At 64.3% G+C, this 21,696-nt stretch carries 20 protein-coding genes; 6 read left to right on the forward strand and 14 right to left on the reverse strand.

Going from position 1 to position 21,696, the window contains the following annotated elements:
* Window positions 1-64 precede the first annotated feature (64 nt).
* The gene (gene argF, locus P9239_RS07380) at window positions 65-994 is read right to left on the reverse strand and encodes an ornithine carbamoyltransferase (RefSeq protein WP_175944863.1); all 930 of its coding nucleotides are present in this window, start codon (window positions 992-994) and stop codon (window positions 65-67) included.
* A 468-nt stretch (window positions 995-1,462) separates the two neighbouring features.
* Here argF and P9239_RS07385 point away from each other — a divergent pair, with 468 nt between their 5' ends.
* Window positions 1,463-1,798, forward strand: coding sequence for a DUF3579 domain-containing protein (locus P9239_RS07385; RefSeq protein WP_175944861.1), 336 nt, complete (start codon window positions 1,463-1,465; stop codon window positions 1,796-1,798).
* A 143-nt stretch (window positions 1,799-1,941) separates the two neighbouring features.
* On the opposite strand, the gene rpsT is transcribed toward P9239_RS07385, so the two are convergent.
* Entirely contained in the window at window positions 1,942-2,220 is a 279-nt protein-coding gene (gene rpsT / locus P9239_RS07390; protein WP_159836876.1) for a 30S ribosomal protein S20, read from the reverse strand.
* A gap of 445 nt (window positions 2,221-2,665) precedes the next feature.
* On the opposite strand from rpsT, the gene murJ reads away from it, so the two are divergent.
* Both murJ and P9239_RS07400 read left to right on the forward strand, forming a co-directional pair.
* Window positions 2,666-4,216 (forward strand): murein biosynthesis integral membrane protein MurJ, encoded by a 1,551-nt coding sequence (murJ, locus tag P9239_RS07395; protein WP_309749860.1) that lies wholly within the window; start codon window positions 2,666-2,668, stop codon window positions 4,214-4,216.
* A complete protein-coding gene (locus P9239_RS07400; RefSeq protein WP_309749861.1) occupies window positions 4,216-5,061 on the forward strand; it encodes a SirB1 family protein in 846 nt (281 codons plus the stop codon). Before murJ ends, P9239_RS07400 begins: the two co-directional genes overlap by 1 nt.
* Window positions 5,062-5,081: 20 nt before the next feature.
* On the opposite strand, the gene P9239_RS07405 is transcribed toward P9239_RS07400, so the two are convergent.
* From P9239_RS07405 to lpxK, 5 genes are all read right to left on the reverse strand, one after another.
* Complete coding sequence (locus P9239_RS07405) at window positions 5,082-5,840, reverse strand: 3-hydroxyacyl-CoA dehydrogenase (RefSeq protein ID WP_309749862.1); 759 nt, start codon at window positions 5,838-5,840, stop codon at window positions 5,082-5,084.
* A gap of 121 nt (window positions 5,841-5,961) precedes the next feature.
* Complete coding sequence (gene adk, locus P9239_RS07410) at window positions 5,962-6,627, reverse strand: adenylate kinase (RefSeq protein WP_309749863.1); 666 nt, start codon at window positions 6,625-6,627, stop codon at window positions 5,962-5,964.
* A gap of 281 nt (window positions 6,628-6,908) precedes the next feature.
* Window positions 6,909-7,700 carry a 3-deoxy-manno-octulosonate cytidylyltransferase gene (kdsB, locus tag P9239_RS07415; RefSeq protein WP_309749864.1) on the reverse strand — a complete coding sequence of 264 codons (792 nt, stop codon included), beginning with the start codon at window positions 7,698-7,700 and terminating at the stop codon, window positions 6,909-6,911.
* Window positions 7,701-7,710: 10 nt separating this feature from the next.
* Window positions 7,711-7,917 carry a Trm112 family protein gene (locus P9239_RS07420; protein ID WP_309749865.1) on the reverse strand — a complete coding sequence of 69 codons (207 nt, stop codon included), beginning with the start codon at window positions 7,915-7,917 and terminating at the stop codon, window positions 7,711-7,713.
* The gene (gene lpxK / locus P9239_RS07425; protein ID WP_309749866.1) at window positions 7,898-8,914 is read right to left on the reverse strand and encodes a tetraacyldisaccharide 4'-kinase; all 1,017 of its coding nucleotides are present in this window, start codon (window positions 8,912-8,914) and stop codon (window positions 7,898-7,900) included. The genes P9239_RS07420 and lpxK overlap by 20 nt, the downstream gene beginning before the upstream one ends.
* A gap of 490 nt (window positions 8,915-9,404) precedes the next feature.
* Here lpxK and xseA point away from each other — a divergent pair, with 490 nt between their 5' ends.
* The 3 genes from xseA to P9239_RS07440 all read left to right on the forward strand — a co-directional run bounded on the left by xseA (window position 9,405) and on the right by P9239_RS07440 (window position 12,603).
* On the forward strand, window positions 9,405-10,772 hold the full coding sequence (gene xseA, locus P9239_RS07430) for an exodeoxyribonuclease VII large subunit (RefSeq protein WP_309749867.1): 1,368 nt from the start codon (window positions 9,405-9,407) through the stop codon (window positions 10,770-10,772).
* A 218-nt stretch (window positions 10,773-10,990) separates the two neighbouring features.
* On the forward strand, window positions 10,991-11,572 hold the full coding sequence (locus P9239_RS07435) for a superoxide dismutase (RefSeq protein WP_175944843.1): 582 nt from the start codon (window positions 10,991-10,993) through the stop codon (window positions 11,570-11,572).
* A gap of 263 nt (window positions 11,573-11,835) precedes the next feature.
* Window positions 11,836-12,603 carry a hypothetical protein gene (locus P9239_RS07440; protein ID WP_309749868.1) on the forward strand — a complete coding sequence of 256 codons (768 nt, stop codon included), beginning with the start codon at window positions 11,836-11,838 and terminating at the stop codon, window positions 12,601-12,603.
* Window positions 12,604-12,886: 283 nt separating this feature from the next.
* Here P9239_RS07440 and P9239_RS07445 read toward each other — a convergent pair whose 3' ends face one another.
* The 7 genes from P9239_RS07445 to P9239_RS07475 form a co-directional block, all read right to left on the reverse strand.
* Window positions 12,887-14,200 (reverse strand): glycosyltransferase family 87 protein, encoded by a 1,314-nt coding sequence (locus P9239_RS07445; protein WP_309749869.1) that lies wholly within the window; start codon window positions 14,198-14,200, stop codon window positions 12,887-12,889.
* Window positions 14,201-14,255: 55 nt separating this feature from the next.
* Window positions 14,256-14,618, reverse strand: coding sequence for a ligand-binding protein SH3 (locus P9239_RS07450; RefSeq protein ID WP_309749870.1), 363 nt, complete (start codon window positions 14,616-14,618; stop codon window positions 14,256-14,258).
* 22 nt (window positions 14,619-14,640) lie between these two features.
* Window positions 14,641-16,062 carry a UbiA family prenyltransferase gene (locus tag P9239_RS07455; RefSeq protein WP_309749871.1) on the reverse strand — a complete coding sequence of 474 codons (1,422 nt, stop codon included), beginning with the start codon at window positions 16,060-16,062 and terminating at the stop codon, window positions 14,641-14,643.
* Window positions 16,063-16,343: 281 nt separating this feature from the next.
* On the reverse strand, window positions 16,344-17,618 hold the full coding sequence (locus P9239_RS07460; protein WP_309749872.1) for an EAL domain-containing protein: 1,275 nt from the start codon (window positions 17,616-17,618) through the stop codon (window positions 16,344-16,346).
* Window positions 17,619-17,842: 224 nt separating this feature from the next.
* A complete protein-coding gene (mdtD, locus tag P9239_RS07465) occupies window positions 17,843-19,276 on the reverse strand; it encodes a multidrug transporter subunit MdtD (protein WP_309749873.1) in 1,434 nt (477 codons plus the stop codon).
* Window positions 19,277-19,290: 14 nt separating this feature from the next.
* Complete coding sequence (locus P9239_RS07470) at window positions 19,291-20,037, reverse strand: GntR family transcriptional regulator (protein WP_309749874.1); 747 nt, start codon at window positions 20,035-20,037, stop codon at window positions 19,291-19,293.
* A gap of 112 nt (window positions 20,038-20,149) precedes the next feature.
* Entirely contained in the window at window positions 20,150-21,370 is a 1,221-nt protein-coding gene (locus P9239_RS07475; RefSeq protein ID WP_309749876.1) for an MFS transporter, read from the reverse strand.
* Between the last annotated feature and the right edge of the window lie 326 nt (window positions 21,371-21,696).

Below are 21,696 nucleotides of genomic sequence, written 5' to 3' on the forward strand. Positions count from 1 at the left end.
CGTCCAAAAGACAAACGCCGCCGGACGCGAAATCCGGCTGCGTGTTGAGGCGAGAAAGCCCGCATCAGTGGTTCAGCTTGCCGAGCAGCAGATACTCCATCAGCGCCTTCTGCACGTGCAGACGATTCTCCGCCTCGTCCCACACGACGCTCTGCGGCCCGTCGATCACTTCCGCGCTCACCTCCTCGCCGCGATGCGCCGGCAGGCAGTGCATGAAGAGCGCGTCCGCGTTGGCGCGCGCCATCATGTCGGCATCGACGCAATAGTCCGCGAACGCCTTCTTGCGCGCCTCGTTCTCCGCTTCGAAACCCATGCTGGTCCACACGTCGGTCGTGACGAGATCGGCGCCCGCGCAGGCTTCGTTCGGATCGGCGAATTCTTCGTAGAACGGCGCGCTCTCCGCCGCGACCAGCGTGCGGTCCAGCTTGTAGCCTTCCGGCGTGGACAGACGCAGCTTGAAGCCGAGAATCTGCGCAGCTTCGATCCACGTGTAGAGCATGTTGTTGGCGTCGCCGACCCACGCGACGGTCTTTCCGTGTATCGGCCCGCGATGTTCGTAATACGTGAAGATGTCCGCGAGCACCTGGCACGGATGGTATTCGTTGGTCAACCCGTTGATGACCGGCACGCGCGAGTTCTCCGCGAACCGCTGGATGATGTCCTGCCCGAACGTGCGGATCATGATGATGTCCACCATGCGCGAAATGACCTGCGCCGCATCCTCGATCGGCTCGCCGCGCCCGAGTTGCGTGTCCCGCGTGCTCATGAACACCGCGTGACCGCCTAGCTGGAAGATGCCCGCTTCGAACGAAAGCCGCGTGCGCGTCGAATTCTTCTCGAAGATCATCGCGAGCGTGCGGTCGTGCAGCGGATGATACGTCTCGTAATTCTTGAACTTGCGCTTCAGGATGCGGGCGCGTTCCAGCACGTACTCGTAATCGTCGAGCGAGAAATCCTTGAACTGAAGATAGTGGCGAATTTTCTTGGCGGTCATGAAACGCAAGCGGCGGCTTCGAACCGGGTGCGCGACTGCCGGAAGACGTCGCTCGACCGGACGGCGCCGCCATCGGGAGTAGGTTGGCGTTCGAGCATAAAGGATTTTGCGAGGTTTGACGAGGCGGCGGAAAGGCCGATAGACAGGCCTGCACGCCTGTGTGCGCTGCGGAAAAAGGGGCGCTGCGGTATAATTGCCGGCGCTTGCTTCAACAACTCTGCAACACTCAGTAACGCTCAGCACCGTTTCACGCGCATGGTCGGCGTCGGCTCGCGAGAGTCCGCTCGGCGTTCTTTTGCGCTTGCGGTTTGTTCGTGCTGCCGAGTCCGCCATCCTGTCGTGGGCGCGGGCGGTCCTCTTCGGACCGTTGGCCAAGCGCCGCCCGGCGCTCGTGCCGGCCGGCGCGGTCGCCGCGTCAAGCGTGTGCATTCGCCGGTGCCGCCACCGGCCGACAAAAGGTATTGCTACATGGCTGAATCATCCCCTACCGAGTACTTCATACAAGGCATCACCAAGAGCGGGAGGAAGTTTCGGCCGAGCGACTGGTCCGAGCGCCTGTGCGGCGTCATGTCGGGTTTCGGGCCGAAGGCGAAGGGGCCGAACGCACGCCTGCAATATTCCATCTACGTCCGCCCGACAATGATCGGGGACATCAAAGTAGTGATCGTCGATTCGCGCCTGCGCGACATCGAGCCGATGGCTTTCGACTTCGTGCTGAACTTCGCGAAGGACAACGATCTCGTGGTGACCGAGGCGTGCGAACTGCCGCCGCATCACGGCACGCAGACGCAGCAGCGTCGCTAGACTCAACGCCGCACGGTCGGCGGCAGCACGCAAAAAAGCCCGCGCAGGCGGGCTTTTTCGTTACAGCGCAGCGGAAACAGGAAGCCGTTCCGACGAGCGCGCGATTCTGAAAACCGCGAGCGCCCGCCGAAAGCGAGCCGGAATTACTGGGCTGCGGGAGCCTGCAGACCCTTGATGGCTGCAGCCAGGCGGCTCTTGTGACGAGCGGCCTTGTTCTTGTGGATGATCTTCTTGTCCGCGATGATGTCCATCGTCTTGACCGACGACTTGAACACTTCAGCGGCCTTGGCTTGATCGCCGGCTTCGATTGCCTTGCGAACTGCCTTGATGGCCGTGCGGAACTTCGAGCGCAGCGCCGAGTTGTGCGAGTTGGCCTTGGCGGCCTGACGGGCGCGCTTGCGAGCTTGTGCGGTATTTGCCATGACGGTTCCTTATCCTGTTTCTGCTGTTACTTGTCGGAGCGGCCTTCACCTTCTGACCCGGCGGGCCGGAAGCGGTGATCGATGCGCGCTACCTTTGATCTGAAATTCCGGGAAGCGATTGAGCGGTTAAGCCATTCGCCCGGAAACCTGAGACGCCCAAGCTGGACGCCTTTGGAACACTGCCGACAGAGCCGGAAGTCGCGAAAAGCACGCCGGCGCTTCAAGTCAGACTTCCGCCGGATTCCCGTTTCGGGCGCAATTTCGCCAGAACCGGCCGTCGAAACCCGCGATTATAGCAAGCGAAGACGAGATATGACAAGCACGACGGTGTCGGCGCCAGGCCGTCCCCGCGCCGCCACGAATTTGGTGCAATCCGTCAATCTCGCGGCGTTGCACGCCAGCGTTACCGGAGCGCGTCACCCTCGGCCCGTATAATAAGCGCCCCATGAATCTATTCCGAGCCCTCCTGACGGTCAGCGGCTTCACGCTGCTGTCGCGCGTGACCGGCCTGATCCGCGAAACGCTGATCGCCCGAGCCTTCGGCGCCAGTCTTTATACCGACGCGTTCTACGTCGCGTTCCGCATTCCGAACCTGCTGCGGCGTCTGTCCGCGGAAGGCGCGTTCGCCCAGGCGTTCGTGCCCATCCTCGCGGAGTTCAAGAACAGCAAGGGGCATGATCCGACCAAGGCGCTCGTCGATGCCATGTCGACCGTGCTGACCTGGGGCCTCGTCGTGCTGTCGCTTCTCGGCATGGCGGGCGCGGCGTGGGTCGTGTTCGCGGTCGCGTCGGGGCTCAGGCACGACGGCGCGGCGTACGGCCTCGCCGTGCAGATGACGCGGATCATGTTCCCGTACATCATCTTCATTTCGATGACCACGCTCGCCTCGGGCGTGCTCAACACGTACAAGCAGTTCTCGCTGCCCGCGTTCGCCCCGGTGCTGCTGAATGTGGCGTTCATTTTCGCGGCGGTGTTCGTCGCGCCGCACATGAAAGTGCCGGTGTACGCGCTCGCCTACGCGGTGATCGCGGGCGGCCTGCTGCAATTTCTCGTGCAACTGCCCGGCCTCAAGAAGATCGACATGATGCCGGCCATCGGCCTGAACTTCCGGCGCGCGCTGGCGCATCCCGGTGTCAAGCGCGTGCTCGCGAAGATGGTGCCCGCCACTTTCGCGGTGTCGGTCGGGCAGCTGAGCCTCATCATCAATACGAATATCGCGTCGAATATCGGGCAGGGCGCGGTGTCGTGGATCAATTACGCCGACCGGCTCATGGAATTCCCGACCGCACTGCTCGGCGCGGCGCTCGGCACGATCCTGCTGCCGAGCCTGTCGAAAGCGCACGTCGACGCGAACGCCGACGAGTACTCGGCGCTCCTCGACTGGGGCTTGCGCATCACGTTCCTGCTGGCCGCGCCCAGCGCGGTCGCGCTCTTCTTCTTCGCGGAGCCGCTCACCGCGACGCTCTTTCACTACGGCAAGTTCGACGGCCATTCGGTCGTGATGGTCGGCCGCGCGTTGTCGGCATACGGCATCGGGCTCGTCGGGCTGATTCTCATCAAGATTCTCGCGCCCGGTTTTTATGCGAAGCAGGACATCAAGACGCCGGTGAAGATCGCCGTCGGCGTGCTGATCATGACGCAGGTGAGCAATTACATCTTCGTGCCGATTTTCTCGCACGCGGGCCTGACGCTTTCCATCGGACTGGGCGCGCTCGCGAATGCGCTGCTGCTTTTCATCGGATTGCGCCGTCGCGGGATTTATCAGCCGTCGCCGGGCTGGACGCGCTTTTTCGTGCAGCTTGTCGGCGCGTGCCTCGTGCTCGCCGGCGCGATGCACTGGGTGTCCGCCAATTTCGACTGGATTGCCATGCGCGCGACACCCTTCGCACGAATCATGCTGCTCGGAGCTAGCCTGGTTGTGTTCGCGGGACTGTATTTCGGTATGCTTTCCGCAATGGGCTTCAAATACGCTTACTTCAAGAGACGAGCGCATTGATGACGACAACGCGAATCCTCGACTACTTCTCTTCGCTGATGGCCGACGACGAGAGCCTTCCGCTCACGGAGGCCGCGCTGTCGCTGGCGCAGGACGCCTATCCGGACGTCGACATGCAGTCGGTGCTCGCGGAACTGGACGAGCTTGTCGTGCGCGCCCGCCGCCGTATGCCCGAGGACGCCGATGTCAAACAGCGGGTCGAGGCGCTCAATCGCTATTTCTTCCGCGAACTGGGGTTTTCCAGCAACCTCAACGACTATTACGACCCGGACAACAGTTATCTGAACGCGGTGCTGCGCCGTCGGCGCGGCATTCCGATTTCGCTTGCCGTCATTTATCTGGAAATGGCCGAGCAGCTCGGCTTGCCGGTGCAGGGCGTGTCGTTTCCGGGGCATTTCCTGTTGCGCGTCGCGACGCCCGGCAGCGATCTCATGCTCGATCCTACGACCGGCCAGTCGCTCTCCGAAGCGCAGATGGTCGAAATGCTGGAGCCGTATGTGCAGCGCGTCGGCGAGTCGATTGGCAGTGCGTTGCGCGTGCTGTTGCAGCCCGCGACGCGCCGCGAGATCGTCGCGCGAATGCTGCGCAATCTCAAGAGCATCTATCTTCAGACGGAGCGTTGGCAGCGTTTGCTTGCCGTGCAGCAGCGGTTGGTGATCGCGTTGCCGGACAGTATCGAGGAAGTGCGAGACCGCGGTTTCGCCTACGCGCGGCTCGACTATTTGCGCCCCGCGCTCGAAGACCTCGAACGCTATCTGGAAGACCGCCCGGACGCGGACGACGCCACCGTCGTCGAGTCCGAGCTGCACGATCTGCGGCTGCGCACGCAGGAGAACGGCGACTGAGCGTAATCTGAGCCGCGCGCTTACTTCGGCTGCATGCGGATCGCGCCGTCGAGGCGGATCACTTCGCCGTTGAGCATCGGGTTGTCGAAAATCTGTTTCACGAGCATCGCGAATTCATCCGGCTTGCCGAAGCGCGATGGAAACGGAACCATCGCGCCGAGCGCCGTCTGCACGTCGGGCGGCATGCCGAGCAGCATCGGCGTTTCGAAGATGCCCGGCGCAATTGTCATCACGCGAATGCCGCTGCGCGCGAGATCGCGTGCGATCGGCAGCGTCATGCCCGCGACGCCGCTTTTCGACGCCGCATACGCCGCCTGTCCGATCTGCCCGTCGTAAGCCGCCACCGACGCCGTGTTCACGATCACGCCGCGTTCGCCCGCGCCGTTCGGCTCGTTCTTCGACATCACGTTGGCCGCGAGCCGGATCATGTTGAACGTGCCGATCAGATTCACCGCGACGACCTTGCTGAAGAGATCGAGCGGGTGAGGGCCGTCGCGTCCGACCGTCTTCGATGCCGGCGCGATGCCCGCGCAGTTCACCAGGCCGCGCAACGTGCCGAGCGCCGTCGCGGCATCGACGGCGCGTTGTCCGTCCTCTTCACGACTCACGTCGCAATTCACGAACACGCCGGACAGTTCGCGCGCAAGCGCTTCGCCCGCGGCTTCGTTCATGTCGGCGATCACGGGCTTGCCGCCATTGCCCGCGACGGTTCGCGCGGTGGCCGCGCCGAGACCGGACGCGCCGCCGGTGATCAACACGACGTTGTCTTTCATCTCCATGTGTCTTCTCCTTGTAGTGTGGCCCTGGCGGGCGACGCGTCGATTGTAGCCAACGCCATGCTGCGCGCACGCGAAAAAAAAACCCGCTCGTTCGGAGCGGGTTTCTTAGGTGATCGGCTGCTTACTTCAGCGCATCGAACACGCGGTCGCGGATCTCATCGACCGTGCCGAGGCCTGAAATGCGGCGGTATTCCGGCGCCTTCAGCCCGTCTTCCGTCGCCCCGGAGTTCGCCCAGTCGTTGTAATAGGCGATGAGCGGCTTCGTCTGCGCTTCGTACACCTCGAGGCGCTTGCGCACGGTCTCTTCCTTGTCGTCCTCGCGCTGGATCAGCGGCTCGCCCGTCAGGTCGTCGAGCATGTCCTTCTTCGGCGGATTGAACGCGATGTGATACGTGCGGCCCGACGGCGCATGCACGCGACGCCCGCTCATGCGGGTGATGATCTCATTGAACGGCACGTCAATTTCCAGCACATAGTCGATCACGACGCCCGCGCTCTTCATGGCTTCGGCTTGCGGAATGGTGCGCGGAAAGCCGTCGAACAGATAGCCGTTGGTGCAGTCGCTCTCCAGCAGCCGCTCCTTGACGAGATTGATGATGAGCAGGTCCGGCACGAGTTCGCCTGCATCCATATAGCGTTTCGCTTCGACGCCGAGCGGCGAGCCGGCCTTCACGGCGGCGCGCAGCATGTCGCCGGTGGAGATCTGCGGAATGCCGAACTTCTCCTTGATGAAGTTTGCCTGGGTGCCCTTGCCCGCGCCGGGTGCGCCCAACAGGATCAAACGCATGGTGATATCTCCGAATCGTCTAAAAACCGCTCGCGAGGTTCTGACATCCGGCGGCGACGCTCGGGCGGCGTCGACGACAGGCGGCGCGGCCGATTCGACAGGCAGCGCGGCACCCGCGGACAGCGGCGCAACGTTGAGCGTGGCGCTGACCGGAAGGCTCGCGCAATCGCTTGATTATGCCACGCCTCATTACGATCGCGGCCCTAATAGCGATTATGGAAACCGCTAAGACGCCCGTGGCGCGGGCGTCCGGCGGGGTTTACACCGGTTGCGCGACGCTTTCAGTTCGCGCGTGCGAAGAGCGCCTGGACACGCGCGAGATCGGCGGGCGTATCGACGCCGGGCGGCGGCGCGTCTTGTGCGACGAGCACCGCGATGCGTTCGCCGTGCCACAGCGCGCGCAGTTGCTCCAGCGCCTCGGCGGCTTCGATGGGCGCTTGCGCCAGCGTAGGAAAGTCGCGCAGAAACTTCGCGCGATAGGCGTAGAGACCGATATGCCGCAGCACGTTTTCCGGCACGGCGGGCAGCGCGGACAGCGCGGCGACATCGGGCCAGTGCGGCTGCCACGCGTCGCGCGACCAGGGAATCGGCGCGCGCGAGAAGTACAGCGCGACGCTTTTCGCATCCAGCGCGACCTTCACGACATTCGGATTGAAGACGTCAGCGGGATCGTGAATCGGATGCGCAGCCGTGGCGATCGCGCATTCGCCGTGCGCGGCCAGATGCGCGGCGACATCGCGCACGAGTTGTGGATCGATCAGCGGTTCGTCGCCCTGCACATTCACGACGATGGTCTCGTCGCTCCAGTTCAGGCGCGTGGCGACTTCGGCGAGGCGGTCAGTGCCGGTCGGATGATCGCTGCGCGTGAGCATCACTTCGATGCCGTGATCGCGCGCCGCTTCGACGACGAGGTCCGAGTCCGTCGCGACGAGCACGTGGCTCGCGCCGGATTCGCGCGCCCGCTCGGCGACGCGCACGACCATCGGTTTGCCGCCGAGATCGGCGAGCGGCTTGTTCGGCAGCCGCGTGGACGCGAGCCGCGCGGGAATGACAGCGATGAACGGCACGGACATGACGATGACTTCAGGCGTCGCCGACAGGCTTCAACGGCTCGACGGGCGTGCCTTCGACCGTCTGGCGCGCTTCGTCGACGAGCATCACGGGAATGCCGTCGCGAATGGGATACGCGAGCTTGTCCGCGCTGCAGACGAGTTCCTGCGCCGCGCGGTCGTAGTTGAGCGGGCCCTTGCAGATCGGGCAGACGAGGATTTCAAGCAGACGTGCGTCCACGGAGTTTCTCCACAACGAGAGCGATGAGGCGAGGGCTGAGCACGGCTTGCACGGGAACGACCCAGATGCGCGCGTCGCGCCAGGCCCCGAATTTTACTGCATCCTTTTCGGTGATCAGGATCGCATCCGCCTGAACCGAGGCGAACGGATTCTCGCTGTACGCGTAGTGGTCGGGAAAAGCGCGCGTCGTGGGCGCGATGCCCGCCGCGCGCAGCGTCGCGAAAAAACGCTCCGGCGATCCGATGCCGGCCGCAGCGGCCACTTTCTCGCCGGCGAACTGCGCAAGCGGGCGGCGCACCGAGGGATCGTCGAGCAGCCACGCGTCGCCGGGTTCGAGGTCGAGCGCGAACGTATTCGGCCACGGCGGCAGCGTGCGATCGTAGGGACTGTTGATGAGCGTGGCATCGCGATGACGCGACATCGGCTCGCGCAAGGGACCCGCGGGTAGCAGAAAGCCGTTGCCGCCGAGCCGGTCGTCGAACACGACGAGTTCGAACACACGCGCCAGGCGATAGTGCTGCAGGCCGTCGTCGCTCACGAGCACGTCCACGTTCGGATGCGCGTTCAGGAGCGCGCGCGCGGCGGCCACGCGGTCCGGGCACACGAACACCGGCGCATGAGTGCGGCGCGCGATCAAGAGCGGCTCGTCGCCGACCTGGCTCGCGATGCTTGCGGGTGTGACGCTCGTCGGCTCGGCGACCTTCGCGCCGTATCCGCGGGAGACGACGCCCGGCTGGAAACCCGCCGCCCGCAGCGCCTCGACGAGCGCGATCACGGTCGGCGTCTTGCCGGTGCCGCCGACGGTCACGTTGCCGACGACGACCACCGGCACGCCGGCATCGACGCGCTTCATCCAGCCCACGTCGAAAAGCGCGCGGCGCGTCGCGGCGATCGCGCCGAAGACGCACGCGAAGGGCGTGAGCGCCCACGCGACCGCGCCGCGCCGGCGCCATTCGCGGGCAAGAAAGTTCTCGATCGGCGGCTTGAAGTCAGACATGAATCGCCTTCGCGCGGACGGCATTCAATGCGCAGCAACGCGGGAACGATGTCGGGTACGGCAGGGCGCGCAACGGCAACTCCTTCGATTTCGGTCTCGTTGAACGGTTGGACCGGCGGTGCGCGTTCCAAGGTCCGCGAATGGGACGGCGAACGAAGCGAGCCGGTGCACGACCCGGCACTCTAGCGCGCGAACGCGCTCTTCGCCAGTCGAGGCGCCCGCGCGCGAACGTCACTCAAACTGTGGATAACTCTGTGAAGAACTTGCCGTTCAAAAAGGCGAAATCCGCTTCAGGAAAGAGTTGCTTCGGGAAATGCGGCGGATTCCCGCGCAAACGTTCGTGAAATCAATGACTTGCTACGAACTCATGGGCTTCCGGCGGGCGTTCGAACGCGGCATCGGTAAGTTCTTCTGTGTGGACACTTGCTACACTGGCGAGGCCTTTGCAGGCGGGCCACGCCGGCCGACGCTTCTCTCATCCATTGCAACCATGACTCCCGATTCCCTGCCGACGCCAGGCGGCGATGCCGTCATCCCCGTTTCCGTGTTGAACCGTGCCATCGGCACGATGCTGGAGCGGTCCTTTCCGCTCGTCTGGGTGTCGGGCGAAGTGTCGAACTTCACGCGCGCTGCCAGCGGCCACTGGTACTTTTCGATCAAGGACGCGAACGCGCAGATGCGCTGCGTGATGTTCCGAAGCCGCGCGCAGTACGCCGAGTTCGTGCCGCGCGAAGGCGACAAGATCGAAGTGCGCGCGCTCGTCACCATGTACGAGCCGCGCGGCGAATTGCAGATGAGCGTGGAGGCGGTGCGGCGCACCGGGCAAGGGCGCCTGTACGAAGCGTTTCTGCGGCTCAAGGCGCAACTCGAAAGCGAAGGCCTCTTCGCCGCCGAGCGCAAGCGCGCGCTGCCGACACATCCGCGCGGCATCGGCATCGTCACGTCGTTGCAGGCCGCCGCGTTGCGCGACGTGCTGACGACGCTCGCGCGCCGCGCGCCGCACGTGCCCGTGATCGTTTATCCGGGCCCGGTGCAGGGCACGGGCGCGGGCGCGAAGCTCGCCGCGATGGTGGAAGCGGCGAACGCGCGGCGCGAAGTCGATGTGCTGATCGTGTGCCGAGGCGGCGGGTCGATCGAAGACTTGTGGGCGTTCAACGAAGAGGTGCTCGCCCGGGCGATCGCCGCGAGCGAACTGCCGGTGGTGAGCGGCGTCGGCCACGAGACGGACTTCACCATCGCCGATTTCGCCGCCGATGTCCGCGCGCCGACGCCGACCGGCGCTGCCGAACTCGTGAGTCCGCAGCGCGTGCTGTTGCTGCGCGAGCTGGATCATCGTCACGCGGCGCTCGCGCGTGGATTCGGACGGTCGATGGAACGGCGCGCGCAGCAGCTCGACTGGCTTGCCCGCAGGCTCGTGAGTCCCGTCGAGCGGCTTGCGCGGCAGCGGGTGCATCTGCGGCAACTCGCGAGCCGTTTCGCAACAGCGGGCGCGCGGCCCGTGCGCGATGCGCGCGCTCACTTCGCACTCGTGCAGTATCGCTGGCAGCGCAGGCGGCCGGACGTCGCCGCGCAAACCGAGCACGTGCTGCGGCTCGCAGAGCGCATGAAGCGCGCGAACGAGCGTCGCCGGGAGCGCGAGAAGGCGTCTGTGTCGGAACTCGCGGCGCGCTTGCAAGTGCTCAGTCCGCAACGCACGCTGGAACGCGGTTATGCCGCGCTCATCGACACGCAAACGGGCCGCGCACTGCGTGCGCCGAACGCGCTCAAGCCGAAGCGCGCGCTCACAGTTCACCTCGCGCAAGGCTCGGCGGACGTCCTTCTTGCCGACGTACAGCCGCGTCTGTCCGATGAATTCTGACGAATTTCGACGTGTCGCGCGCGGCTCGCACGGCGTAATTTCGACGTGGCGCGAAGCGCCGTCGCGAGCACTTTTTACGCCGCTTTCGGCGATATGAAAGCGATCTTCCTCATAAAGGCAGGCGGTTTGCGGGGTTATCCCAACTCGCCTACAATCCATTGCTCCACTGCTTCACTCCTCACAGTCCCACAATTCACATAGAAAGGAAGCTCGCAATCATGGAACATACGCTCCCGCCGCTGCCGTTCGACAAGAACGCGCTCGCTCCGCACATGTCGGAAGAAACGCTCGAGTTTCACTATGGCAAGCACCACCAGACTTATGTGACCAAGCTCAACGAGCTGATCAAGGGCACTGAATTCGAGAACATGCAACTCGAAGAGATCGTGAAGAAGTCGTCGGGCGGCGTATTCAACAACGCGGCTCAGACGTGGAACCACACGTTCTTCTGGAACAGCCTGTCGCCGAACGGCGGCGGCGCTCCGACCGGCGCGCTGGCCGACGCCATCAATGCGAAGTACGGCTCGTTCGACAAGTTCAAGGAAGAGTTCGCGAAGGTCGCCGTGGGCACGTTCGGCTCGGGCTGGACGTGGCTCGTGAAGAAGACCGACGGTTCGCTCGACATCGTGTCGACGAGCAACGCCGCGACGCCGCTGACCACCGACAGCAAGCCGCTCGTCACGCTGGACGTGTGGGAGCACGCTTACTACATCGACTACCGCAATGCGCGCCCGAAGTTCATCGAGGCATTCTGGAACATCGTGAACTGGGACTTCGCATCGAAGAATTTCGGCGCGTAAATGGATGATGGGTTGTCGCCGAGGTGACAACCGGCTGTGCCGGACAACGAGGTCCGGTCAGCGTTCCGAAGATGAAGCCCTCCGTGCGAGGGCTTTTTCTTTTGACTCAGGAGATACGACGCGCTGCGCGAAGCAATGGTGAGCGCGGCATGGACGCTTCTCAGGCGCGGCCGATTAAAGTTTCACTGCGCTGTTCCGTTATTTCATTGTCGGCATCCGTCAAGAGCGGCGGCCCGTGCTCACCCGAAGACAATGAACTCGCCATGAAACTCGCATCGAAATTCTGCCTGCTCGCTCTGCCCATCCTCGCCGCATGCGGCGGCGGCGGAGATGACAAGACCTGTGTGTCGGATCTCAGCAATCTGACGAAGTCCTGCGTTGCCAAAACCTCTCACGCATTGCCCGAAGGCCTCTGGTACGGTTCTGCGGATTCGTCGCAGTCGTTGGCGGCGCAGACCATCGTGCTGGAAACCGGGCAGTACTACAGTATCTATACGCAAAGCGGCTCGTTCGTCTGGATGATCGAGGGCGTCATGACGGCCACCGACGGCGCGTTCACGGATTCCGCGACGGTCGGCTTCCACAACCTCGGCGCGATCCGCGCGGGCACGCTGACGGGCAATTTCACGGCGAAGAGCGCGCTTTCCGCTACGACGAGTCTCTACGTCAGCCCTGACACGACCGCCACCAGCTTCAACGGCAACTACAACACGACCTACGACACGCCGCTCGCCCTGAGCGACGTCGCGCGTACGTGGACGAGCGGAACGGGCGCGAATCCGATTTCGACGATTACCTTCTCCGCCGACGGCACGGCGAACGGCACGCAGAGCGCCTGCACGTTCACCGGCACTTTCAAGCCGCGCGCGACCGGCAAGCATCTGCTCGACGGCACGCTGAATTTCAGCGGCGCGTTGTGCGGTCTCAACAATGTCTCGATGCCCGTCGAAGCGACGGTCGTGAATGGCTTGCTCACCGTAGTCGGGGTGACGCCGCAGCGTGACCAGGCGTTTTATCTGTCGGCGCAGTAAAGCCGGTGTCCGGCGTGACTCGCTCGGACAGAGTCTGGGCTGAACGAAACGCCATCTTGCGAATGCCAGGAAGGCCGCCGCAAGCGGCCCTTTCTGATTCTCTGGAAGATGGACGCCGCGACGCCTTGCGACAATGAGCCTTTCATGCGTTCATCCGCGTCCGCCCGATAAAATAGTGGTCTTTTCCTGCACCACCGCATCACCATGAAACGCTTCGCTGCTCTTTGCGTCGCCGCGTGGACTTCCGCCGCGCTGCTCTATGTCGGACGCCATTCGGCCGCGCTCATCGTGCTGTCGGGCGTGCTCGCGCTGGCGGCGTTCGATCTTCTGCGTCCGGAATCGAACGAGAGCGCGTGACGCCGCCGGTCGCGAAGTATCGCGCGACGAGCAGCGCGTACAGCAGCCATACCGCGACCGTATAGCTCGCGCCGCGCGACGCGAAGGCCATCACCGCAATCGCGAAGCTGGCGATCATCAGTTCGACTCGCGGCGCGACGAGCGATAGCCGCGTGCCGGGCCGCTCTAACGCCGTGCCGAACAGAATTCCGACCGGAATCAGCGCGACGACGAGGTGCACCGGTTCGAGCATCGGCGAGGCGACGAGCATCGTCATCGTGGCGAGCGCGAAGTCGATGCGGCGGTCCGCATGGCGCCGCACGACCAGCACCACGCCGAGCGTGCAGACGCAGAGCGCCGTCGCGATCCATACCGCGCCCAGCAGCGTCTGCGATACGCTCATGCCCACGCTTTCCATGACCGTTTGCAGGCCGCCGCGCAGCGCGACGTTGATCGGCGCGCCGCCGAGCATGAGGTTCTGCGTATTGAGCCGCGGCATGTCGGATACGACGTAGTGCCAGATTGCATGGAAGCCGAGCGCCCATGCCGTGATGGCCGTCAGCACGACCGACGTGACGAAGGTGACAAGCGCAGTGCGCCATTCGCGCCGCAATAGCAACAGGCCCGCGATGGCGACCGGCGTCACTTTCAGTGCGATGGCCGCGCCGAGGAACACGCCCGCTATCGCGCGGTTGCCGCGGTCGATGAAAAAGAACGTCGCCGTAAGCAGGAAAAACAGCAACTGGTTCGACTGGCCCCAGTAGACATCGTCGAAGAACGGGCGACTGAGCAACGCCAGCGCCACGATCAGCAGCACGACGCCGCGATCCGCGCCTCTAAACGCGAGCTTTGCGACCATCGCGACGCCGAGCGCGAAAAGCGTCAACGATCCGCCGACCCACACGGCCTTCGCGGCAAGCGGCGAGAGCGTGCCGAGCGGGGAAAACAGCCACGCGAATTGCGGCGGATACGCATAAAACACGTCCATGCCGGTCTCGCGTGCTCCGATGGAGCGCATGAACGCGACAAGCCCTTCGTGGTCGTAGAGCACCGTCGCATCCGCCGGATGACGCAGCACGGTCGTGAACGCGTAGAGGTAATAGTTGAAGTCGCTGAACGCATTCGCGGGGTCGGCGCGGAACTGCGCATAGACGTGCGGTATGCGCGCCGCGATCATCGCTAACGCAACGACGATCAACGCCGTCGAAATCGCGCCCAGACCCGGCGCGGACTTGCCCGCGGCAGCCCGTGAAATCAGCATGACAGTATCCCCGATACGACTCTTTTCCGACTCTTTTATTTGACTATTCGCGCGCTCAGGCGGTAGCCGGAGCGGGCGCGTAAAGCAGCAGCACACTCGCGATCAACAGCGTCGCGCCGGCGAGCGTGCGCAGCGACATCGCTTCGCCGAGCACGACGCCGAACAGCATGATCTCGAGTATCGTCACCGCGACCATCAGCGGATAGGCGACGCTCAGTTCGACACGCCGCAGCGCGAGCGCATACAGCACGAAGCCCGCGCCGTATGCGCCGATGGCTCCGAGCCGGTAGAGAAGCGCGCGCGGCTCCATGCCGAAGACGAGCGCGTGGCCGCTCGCGGGCAGTGTGCCCGCCAGACGCAGCAAGATACTCGCGAGCGCACTGCACGTGCCGCTCAGGATAAGCGTGATGTATTGCATGAAGCTCGGATGAGGTTGAAGGCTAGATCGCCACGACGATGGTGGCGACACATAGACAGATGACAAGCAGGCTCAGGCGGTTCTTGATCGCGTAGACGATCGGGTCGTCGTGCATCTCGCCGCGAAACGCGAGCATCCACACGCGGCTCACCCAGTACAGCAAAAGCCCGAAGAGCACCCACAGCGCGTGCGGATGCCGATACAGTAGCCGCACGTCCGACGAGTTCAGATAGAGCGCCAGCACCAACACGGCGACATAGCCCGAGGCGGTGCCGAACGAGCGCAGAATGCCCAGATCCTGCGTGACGTAGCCACGCCCCGCCGCCGACACCTTGCCGTCGCGCAAGAGGGCGTCGAGTTCCGTGTAACGCTTGACCATCGCGAGGCTCAGGAAAATGAGCACGGAGAACATGATGAGCCAGTCGGACAGCAGGATATCGGCCGCCGCGCCGCCCGCGACGATGCGCGAGGTATAGAGCGCGGCGAGGGTGAAGACATCGACCAGCATCATGCGCTTGAGCTTGAACGAATACGCGAGCGTCACGATGAAATAGCCGCCGAGCACGAGTTGGAAGTTGGGCGCGAGTCGCGCGGCGAGCGCGGCGGATGCGACGAGCAGCGTCAACGTGAGCGCCATGCCGAAGGTCAGCGGCAGTTGACCCGACGCGAATGGCCGGTTGCGCTTCTTCGCATGACGACGGTCCGAGTCGAGATCGAGCATGTCGTTGAGCAGATACACCGCCGAGGCGCAGAAGCTGAACGAGAAGAACGCGAGGGTTTCGTCGAGCAGCATCGCCGGATCGGTGAAGCGGTGCGACGCGAGCAGCGGCACGAAGATCAGCAGGTTCTTGACCCACTGATACACGCGCATTTCCTTCAGCGTCAGGCGAACGAGCGAACGCTTTTCTTCGAAGAAAACGATGGTCTTGTTCACCTTCTCCGCCGCCGCCGCAATGTGCCGGTTGCCGACGACGATCGCTTGCCGCGACGCTTTCCAGACTGGCACGTCGGCGAGTGCGTTGCCGCAGTAATCAAAACCGTGCGCGCCGAATTCTTTCGTGAGCGCGCCGGCTTTGTGACTCCCCTTGAGATTGCGCGCATGGTCGCTCGCGAGCACGCCCGTGAAGATGCCGAAGTGCGTGGCGATTTGTTCTGCGAAGCGTTTGTTCGACGCGGTGCAAAGATAGAGTTCGCGGCCCGAGAGACGCTGCTCGCGCAGATATTCGACGAAACGCGCGTTATAGGGCAGCACCGACACGTCGATGGCTACGCGCTCGGCGATCTGCGCTTTCATATACGCTTTGCCGCGCAGCAGCCAGACGATGCAGTACAGCACATAGACGGGATTTTTCTTGACGAGCACGAGGAACGATTCGACCAGCAGATCGGTGGCAGTCAGCGTGCCGTCCAGATCGACGCACAGGGGAACGCTAGCTTCGGCCATGATTTCCTCGTTGCGATCATTCGTCGTGAGATTCGGGCGAGCGCCGCCGAACCGTTTGCTTAGAGAATAACGAGGGCTGTTTTTGTTGCTCTGTGCGTTAGGGCACTCGTGTCGCGAGCCCGAGACAGTACGGTATCCGTTTGCGGCGGCTTTGTGAATTGTTTGGGACCGCTAGCTTTCGCGCGCGAAAGCCAGGTACGCTAAGTAAGCCCGAGTGTAAGCCCGAATGAAAAAAGCCTTCCGCGAGGAAGGCTCTTCAGGTTTCACTTTCAGTTCGGCGTTCAGCGGCGCTTCGGCACGCCTTCCCAATTGATGTCGACGCACAGCACTTGAAGCCCATAAGGCGTTTGCGCCGCGATGGAAGCCGTCACGCACAGATGCGCCTCGTTGATCGACAGATACGGCGCGGTCAGATGCACGCGGCCCGGCGACCGCAGCGCCTCGATGAAATAGGGTCGCCGTTCCCAGCTCGCGCCTTCCGAATGCAGCAGCGGGCTAAAGCGCTTCGCGCGCTGCGATGTGCGCACGACAGGCACCACGTTGTCGCCGATCTGCCGGCCCGCGTGGTCCAGCAAAAAGCAGCGCGCGGTATCGGCGAGTTGCAGCAGTTCGCTCGTGGCGGCGGCGAGCGTTTCGCCTTCCATCAGCTTGACGGCCGCGCGTTCCAGTCCGCTCACGTAGGGTTCGAGCCGCGCGGCCTGCGCACGTTCGCGCGCCGCGACCCGTTCGCGCGATGCCGCCGAAAGCGCGTCCATGGCGCTGGCCGCGACTTCACTGTGTACGGCTTCGACGCTCGGCTGCGCGAAGTACGCGCCCTGCACGAAGTCGACGTTGCATTCCAGCGCAATCAGCGCGTCGCGTTCCGTGGCGAGGCCGCCCATCAGCACCAGTTGGCCGGATTCGTGCAGCAGCGACACGAGCCGCGGCAACACGCGTTCGATATGCGAATGCTCGGTCGCCTGCTGAAGAATGCAGCGGTCGAGCGAGACAATATCCGGCCGCAATTGCCACACGCGGTCGATGTTCGAATGCTTGACGCCGAAACCGTCGAGCGCGATCAGGAAGCCCGACTTGCGCAGGGAATCGACGATCTCGCTGAATCGCGTCGTCTCGCCGCCCGCCTGCTCGGGCACTTCGAGCACCACGCGCTGCGGCGGCAGGCCAATGTCCTTGAGCGCGGCGAGCAGCGCGTCGCCGTAGCTCGTGTCCATGAGCGCGGCGGGATGCAAGCTCAGAAAGAGCCATTCGTCGTGGCTGTCGAACGCATTGAAGTTGCCTAGATGCAGCGATTCGGCGAGCCGGCCCAGTTCCAGCAGATCGCCGCGCCGCGCCGCCTGCGTGAAGACCTCGTGCGACGGTACATGACGATGCGTCTCGTCGCGAGCACGCAGCGAGGCGTGATAGCCGATGGCTCGCCGATGCGACACCGAAAACACCGGCTGGAACACGCTGAACACGGTGTATTCGCCATACAGAACGGTGCGACGCGAGCCGTCGTCGCCGGCAACGGGGCGCGGCGGCTGAAAGCGGGGAGGGTCGAGATCAACCATGCTCATGGTCTAAACGGGCGTCAATCGGCTTTATGAGATAGCGGCAGTTTACAAGATCGGCGTCCGATCGTTCGAGCAAGAAGCGTGCGAATCCAGCATCGGCGCGGTTTTCGCGGCCTTCGCCGCGTATTCGTCCGCCTATTGCAAGTGAGCATCGCAACGGGCGTCGCGTCGCGGTGCCTCGCGCACCGCTCAGGTGCGGCGCACGTCCGGATGGTGAATGCCGCCGCTCAGTTCGCTTCCGACGGATCGGGCTTCTTGCGCGCCCCGCGCACTTCCGGCGCAAGCTGTCCGAAGATCCACGCGGTCGCCGCCGTGATGACGCCCACACATAGAAAGGTAGCGTGGAACGCCGGCAGCGTATTGCTTTCGGTGACGCGCGGCAGAAGTCCGGTGAACGTCGAGAGAATCGCGCCCGCGACGGTCACGCCGAGACTCATCGACAGCATCTGCACCAGCGAAAACAGGCTGTTGCCGCTGCTCGCGCCGCCCGTGCCGAGGTCTTTGAGCGTGAGCGTGTTCATCGCGGTGAACTGCATGGAGTTGACGGCGCCGAACGCGGCCAGTTGCACGAGCCGCAGCCACAGCGGCTGATGCGCGCTCACGAGCGCGAAACTCGCCATCATCAGGCCGACGAGCACGGTGTTCGTCACCAGCACGCGCCGATAGCCGACGCGCTCGATCAGCCGCGTGACGAGCCGCTTGCTCGCCATGCCGGCGGCGGCGACGGGCAGCATCATCATGCCCGCCTGAAACGCCGTGTAGCCGAGGCTCACTTGCAGCAAGAGCGGAATGAGGTACGGCATCGCGCCGCTGCCGATGCGCGCGAACAGGTTGCCGAGGAGGCCGACGCTGAACGTGTGGATCTTGAAAAGATCGAGAGAGAAGATGGGTTGCGCGGCGCGCGTGGCGTGCAGCCCGTAAGCGACGAAGCAGCCGACGCTCAGAATCAGCAGCACGAGCACGATGGCGTGCTGGAGGCCGAGATCGGCGAGACCGTCGAGCGAAATCGTCAGCGCCACCATGCCGACCGCGAGCAGCAGATAGCCCGCAAGATCGAAACGCGCGGTCGCCGGATTGCGGCTGTCGGGCATATACAGATTCGTCGCGATGCAGCCGATCACGCCGACCGGCACGTTGATCAGGAAGATCCAGTGCCACGACGCGATCTCCACGAGCCAGCCGCCGAGCGTCGGACCGATGAGCGGCCCGATCAGGCCGGGAATCGCGACGAACGCGAGCGCGGAGAGATAGCGTTCCGCCGGAAACACGCGCAGCACGGCGAGCCGGCCGACCGGCAGCAGCATCGCGCCGCCCACGCCTTGCACGACGCGAAACGCGACCAGCCCGGTGAGCGACTGCGCGTTCGCGCACAGCAGCGAGCCGATGGTGAAGACGAGGATCGCGCTGAAGAAGACGCGCCGCGTGCCGAGCTTGTCCGCGAGCCAGCCGGAGACCGGGATCATCATCGCCATGGTGAGCGAGTAGGCGATCACGACGCCCTGCATGCGCAGCGGCGCTTCGCCGAGGCTTCGCGCCATGGCGGGCAGCGCGGTGTTGACGATCGTCGAATCGAGCGTCTGCATGAAGAAGCCCGTGGCGACGAGCCACAGCATGATGGAGAGCGATCGGTCGTTCGGCTGGACTGTGGCGGTGTCGGTCATGGCGGGCGACGTCGTTATTTACGCAGTTCCGCGACGAAGTCGTAGTAGTCGTTGCGGCAGTAGGTATCGGTCAGCTCGATCGCGCGCTGATCCGCCGTGTAGCCGACGCGCGTGATGAGCAGAAGCGCGTCGTGGGGCGCAATGCCCATTTGTTCAGCAATCTCCGGACTCGCGTTCACGGCGCGAAAGTGCTGAAGCGCGCGCACGATGGCGAGGCCGCGCGTGTCGAGATAGCTGTAAAGCGAATCGCCGATAGCGAGCGGATCGGGAATCAGCGCGGCAGGAAACGTGGAGTTTTCGACGGCCATTACGGTGTCGTCGGCAAGGCGCAGGCGCTTCAGGCGCGCGACGGCGGCGGCGGGCGAGAGGCCGAGCTGAATCACTTCTTCGCGATTGGCCGGCTCGATGGTGCGCGAAAGCCACTTCGAACTCGGCTGAAAACCGCGCCGGCGCAGCATTTCGGAGAAGCTCGACAGACGCGAAAGCGGGTCTTCGTAGCGCGGCCGGATGAAGCTGCCCGCGCCTTGTTCGCGCCGAATCAGCCCTTGCTCGACCAGCAGCGCGATGGCCTTTCTCGACGTGATCCGCGAGACGCCCAACGCGTCGGACAGCACGCGCTCCGAGGGCAGCGCTTCGCCGGCGTTCCAGCGGTTGTCGTGAATGGCGGCGGCGAGCTTGCGGGCGAGTTGGAGATAGAGCGGAGTGTCGCTGTCCGGGTCCGGGCGCAGGTCGCGCCAGCGGTCTTCCGTGGTCGAGTTCATAAATCGGACGCTGTGGGGCCAAGCGGCGATTTTAAGACAAAGAGCGGGCGAAATTTCCGGCGTTTGCCTGCTCTTTCGGAGAATCGGACCGAGCGATTCGCCAATCCTCCGTTCACGCAGTTGCCGGCCCGCCGACGCCGCGCCCCGCGCGCATGTAGAGCGCGATGGACAACGCCACCGCCGACGCTGCCGCCAGCGCCGCGAACAGGAACACCGAGCCGTAGCCGAATTCGCCCGCGACGTAACCCGCGAGCGGCCCGGTCAGACCGAGCGACAAATCGAGAAACACCGAGTACGCGGAGAGCGCCGCGCCGCGGCTCGCGGGCGGCACGAGTCCGACGGCTTCCACGCCGAGCGCCGGAAACACGAGGGCGAAGCCGCATCCGGTCAACGCCGCGCCCGCCAGCGCGAAGGTCGGTTCGGCGGAGAGCCACAGCATCAGCAGGCCCGCGCATTCGAGCGCGAACGACACGATGGCCACGCGAAAGCCGCCGTAGACCTTGATCGTATTGGCGAACAAGAGGCGCGCGCCGACGAACGTCGTGCCGAACACCGTAAGCGAAAGCGCCGCGTTGGGCCAGTGATGCGCGGCATAGAAAAGGGTGATGAACGTCGCGATCGACCCGAAGCCCGCCGAACCGAGCGCGAGGCCGAGGCCATGCGGCAGCACGCGGAAGAACACGCTGCGATACGACATGCGCTCGCCGTGAACGACGGGCACGCTCGCCATGCGCGTCGCGAGCCAGTAGCCGATGCCGCCGAGCGCGATCACGATGAAGCCGAGCGACGCGAAGCCGAGCGAATGGTCGATGGCCACGCCGAGCGGCGCGCCGATCGCAAGCGCGCCGTAAGTGGCGATGCCGTTCCACGAAATCACCTTCGCGTTGTGCGCGACGCCTACGCGCCCGATGCCCCACGTGATCGACCCGGTGCCGACCCAGCTTTCACCGAAGCCGAGCACGAGCCGCGCGATCACGAGCAGCACGAGGCTCACCGCGTGCCATTGCGCAGCGAGCGCCGAGCACAGCAGCAGCACGCCGCTCGCGGCGCAGGCGGCGAGCCCGTACAGCACCGTTTTCTTGGGGCCGAGGGTGTCGGCGGTGCGGCCCGCGAGCGGCCGCGACAGCAGCGTGGCGAAGTACTGGACGCTGATCGCCGCGCCCGCCATCACCGAGCCGTAGCCCAGATCCGTGTGCACGAAACCCGGCAGCACCGCGAGCGGAATGCCGATCGTCAGGTAGCAGAGGAACGTGTACAGCACGACCGACACGATCCGGAGAGTGACGGCAAAATCGCCTTGCGGCGCGGCGGCGGTGCGGGGCTGGGTGGACATAGGGAAAGTGCTGACTTGAATTCGGCGCGAAGGCGTGATTCTCCCATATGTTGCGGCGCAACGTCGCATTCGTTTTTAACCGGCTAGTCCAAATCGGTCGCCGGAACGGTCGTGCCGGATGGCTCGACGCCTTGTCGCATAAGGGTTCTCCGACTTATCGCAGGGCGAATATGTCGCTCATGCAATGTCCGCTATGGGTTCTGCATTTTGGCGGTGATAGCTTTCCAACCATCGAGGCGGCCGGACTATTCCGAAAATGACCAGCCGACCTCTCCGCCACCGGCTGCGCACCCCGCGCAACCAGCAAGAAGCCATGAAGCCCCGCG

The sequence above is a fragment of the Caballeronia sp. LZ062 genome (genome assembly GCF_031450785.1).
Classification (GTDB): domain Bacteria; phylum Pseudomonadota; class Gammaproteobacteria; order Burkholderiales; family Burkholderiaceae; genus Caballeronia.

Coding starts and splice junctions, on each gene's coding strand:
- argF (WP_175944863.1), bottom strand. CDS start 994: ATGACCGCCAAGAAAATTCGCCACTATCTTCAGTTCAAGGATTTCTCG.
- P9239_RS07385 (WP_175944861.1), top strand. CDS start 1,463: ATGGCTGAATCATCCCCTACCGAGTACTTCATACAAGGCATCACCAAG.
- rpsT (WP_159836876.1), bottom strand. CDS start 2,220: ATGGCAAATACCGCACAAGCTCGCAAGCGCGCCCGTCAGGCCGCCAAG.
- murJ (WP_309749860.1), top strand. CDS start 2,666: ATGAATCTATTCCGAGCCCTCCTGACGGTCAGCGGCTTCACGCTGCTG.
- P9239_RS07400 (WP_309749861.1), top strand. CDS start 4,216: ATGACGACAACGCGAATCCTCGACTACTTCTCTTCGCTGATGGCCGAC.
- P9239_RS07405 (WP_309749862.1), bottom strand. CDS start 5,840: ATGGAGATGAAAGACAACGTCGTGTTGATCACCGGCGGCGCGTCCGGT.
- adk (WP_309749863.1), bottom strand. CDS start 6,627: ATGCGTTTGATCCTGTTGGGCGCACCCGGCGCGGGCAAGGGCACCCAG.
- kdsB (WP_309749864.1), bottom strand. CDS start 7,700: ATGTCCGTGCCGTTCATCGCTGTCATTCCCGCGCGGCTCGCGTCCACG.
- lpxK (WP_309749866.1), bottom strand. CDS start 8,914: ATGTCTGACTTCAAGCCGCCGATCGAGAACTTTCTTGCCCGCGAATGG.
- xseA (WP_309749867.1), top strand. CDS start 9,405: ATGACTCCCGATTCCCTGCCGACGCCAGGCGGCGATGCCGTCATCCCC.
- P9239_RS07435 (WP_175944843.1), top strand. CDS start 10,991: ATGGAACATACGCTCCCGCCGCTGCCGTTCGACAAGAACGCGCTCGCT.
- P9239_RS07440 (WP_309749868.1), top strand. CDS start 11,836: ATGAAACTCGCATCGAAATTCTGCCTGCTCGCTCTGCCCATCCTCGCC.
- P9239_RS07445 (WP_309749869.1), bottom strand. CDS start 14,200: ATGCTGATTTCACGGGCTGCCGCGGGCAAGTCCGCGCCGGGTCTGGGC.
- P9239_RS07450 (WP_309749870.1), bottom strand. CDS start 14,618: ATGCAATACATCACGCTTATCCTGAGCGGCACGTGCAGTGCGCTCGCG.
- P9239_RS07455 (WP_309749871.1), bottom strand. CDS start 16,062: ATGGCCGAAGCTAGCGTTCCCCTGTGCGTCGATCTGGACGGCACGCTG.
- P9239_RS07460 (WP_309749872.1), bottom strand. CDS start 17,618: ATGAGCATGGTTGATCTCGACCCTCCCCGCTTTCAGCCGCCGCGCCCC.
- mdtD (WP_309749873.1), bottom strand. CDS start 19,276: ATGACCGACACCGCCACAGTCCAGCCGAACGACCGATCGCTCTCCATC.
- P9239_RS07470 (WP_309749874.1), bottom strand. CDS start 20,037: ATGAACTCGACCACGGAAGACCGCTGGCGCGACCTGCGCCCGGACCCG.
- P9239_RS07475 (WP_309749876.1), bottom strand. CDS start 21,370: ATGTCCACCCAGCCCCGCACCGCCGCCGCGCCGCAAGGCGATTTTGCC.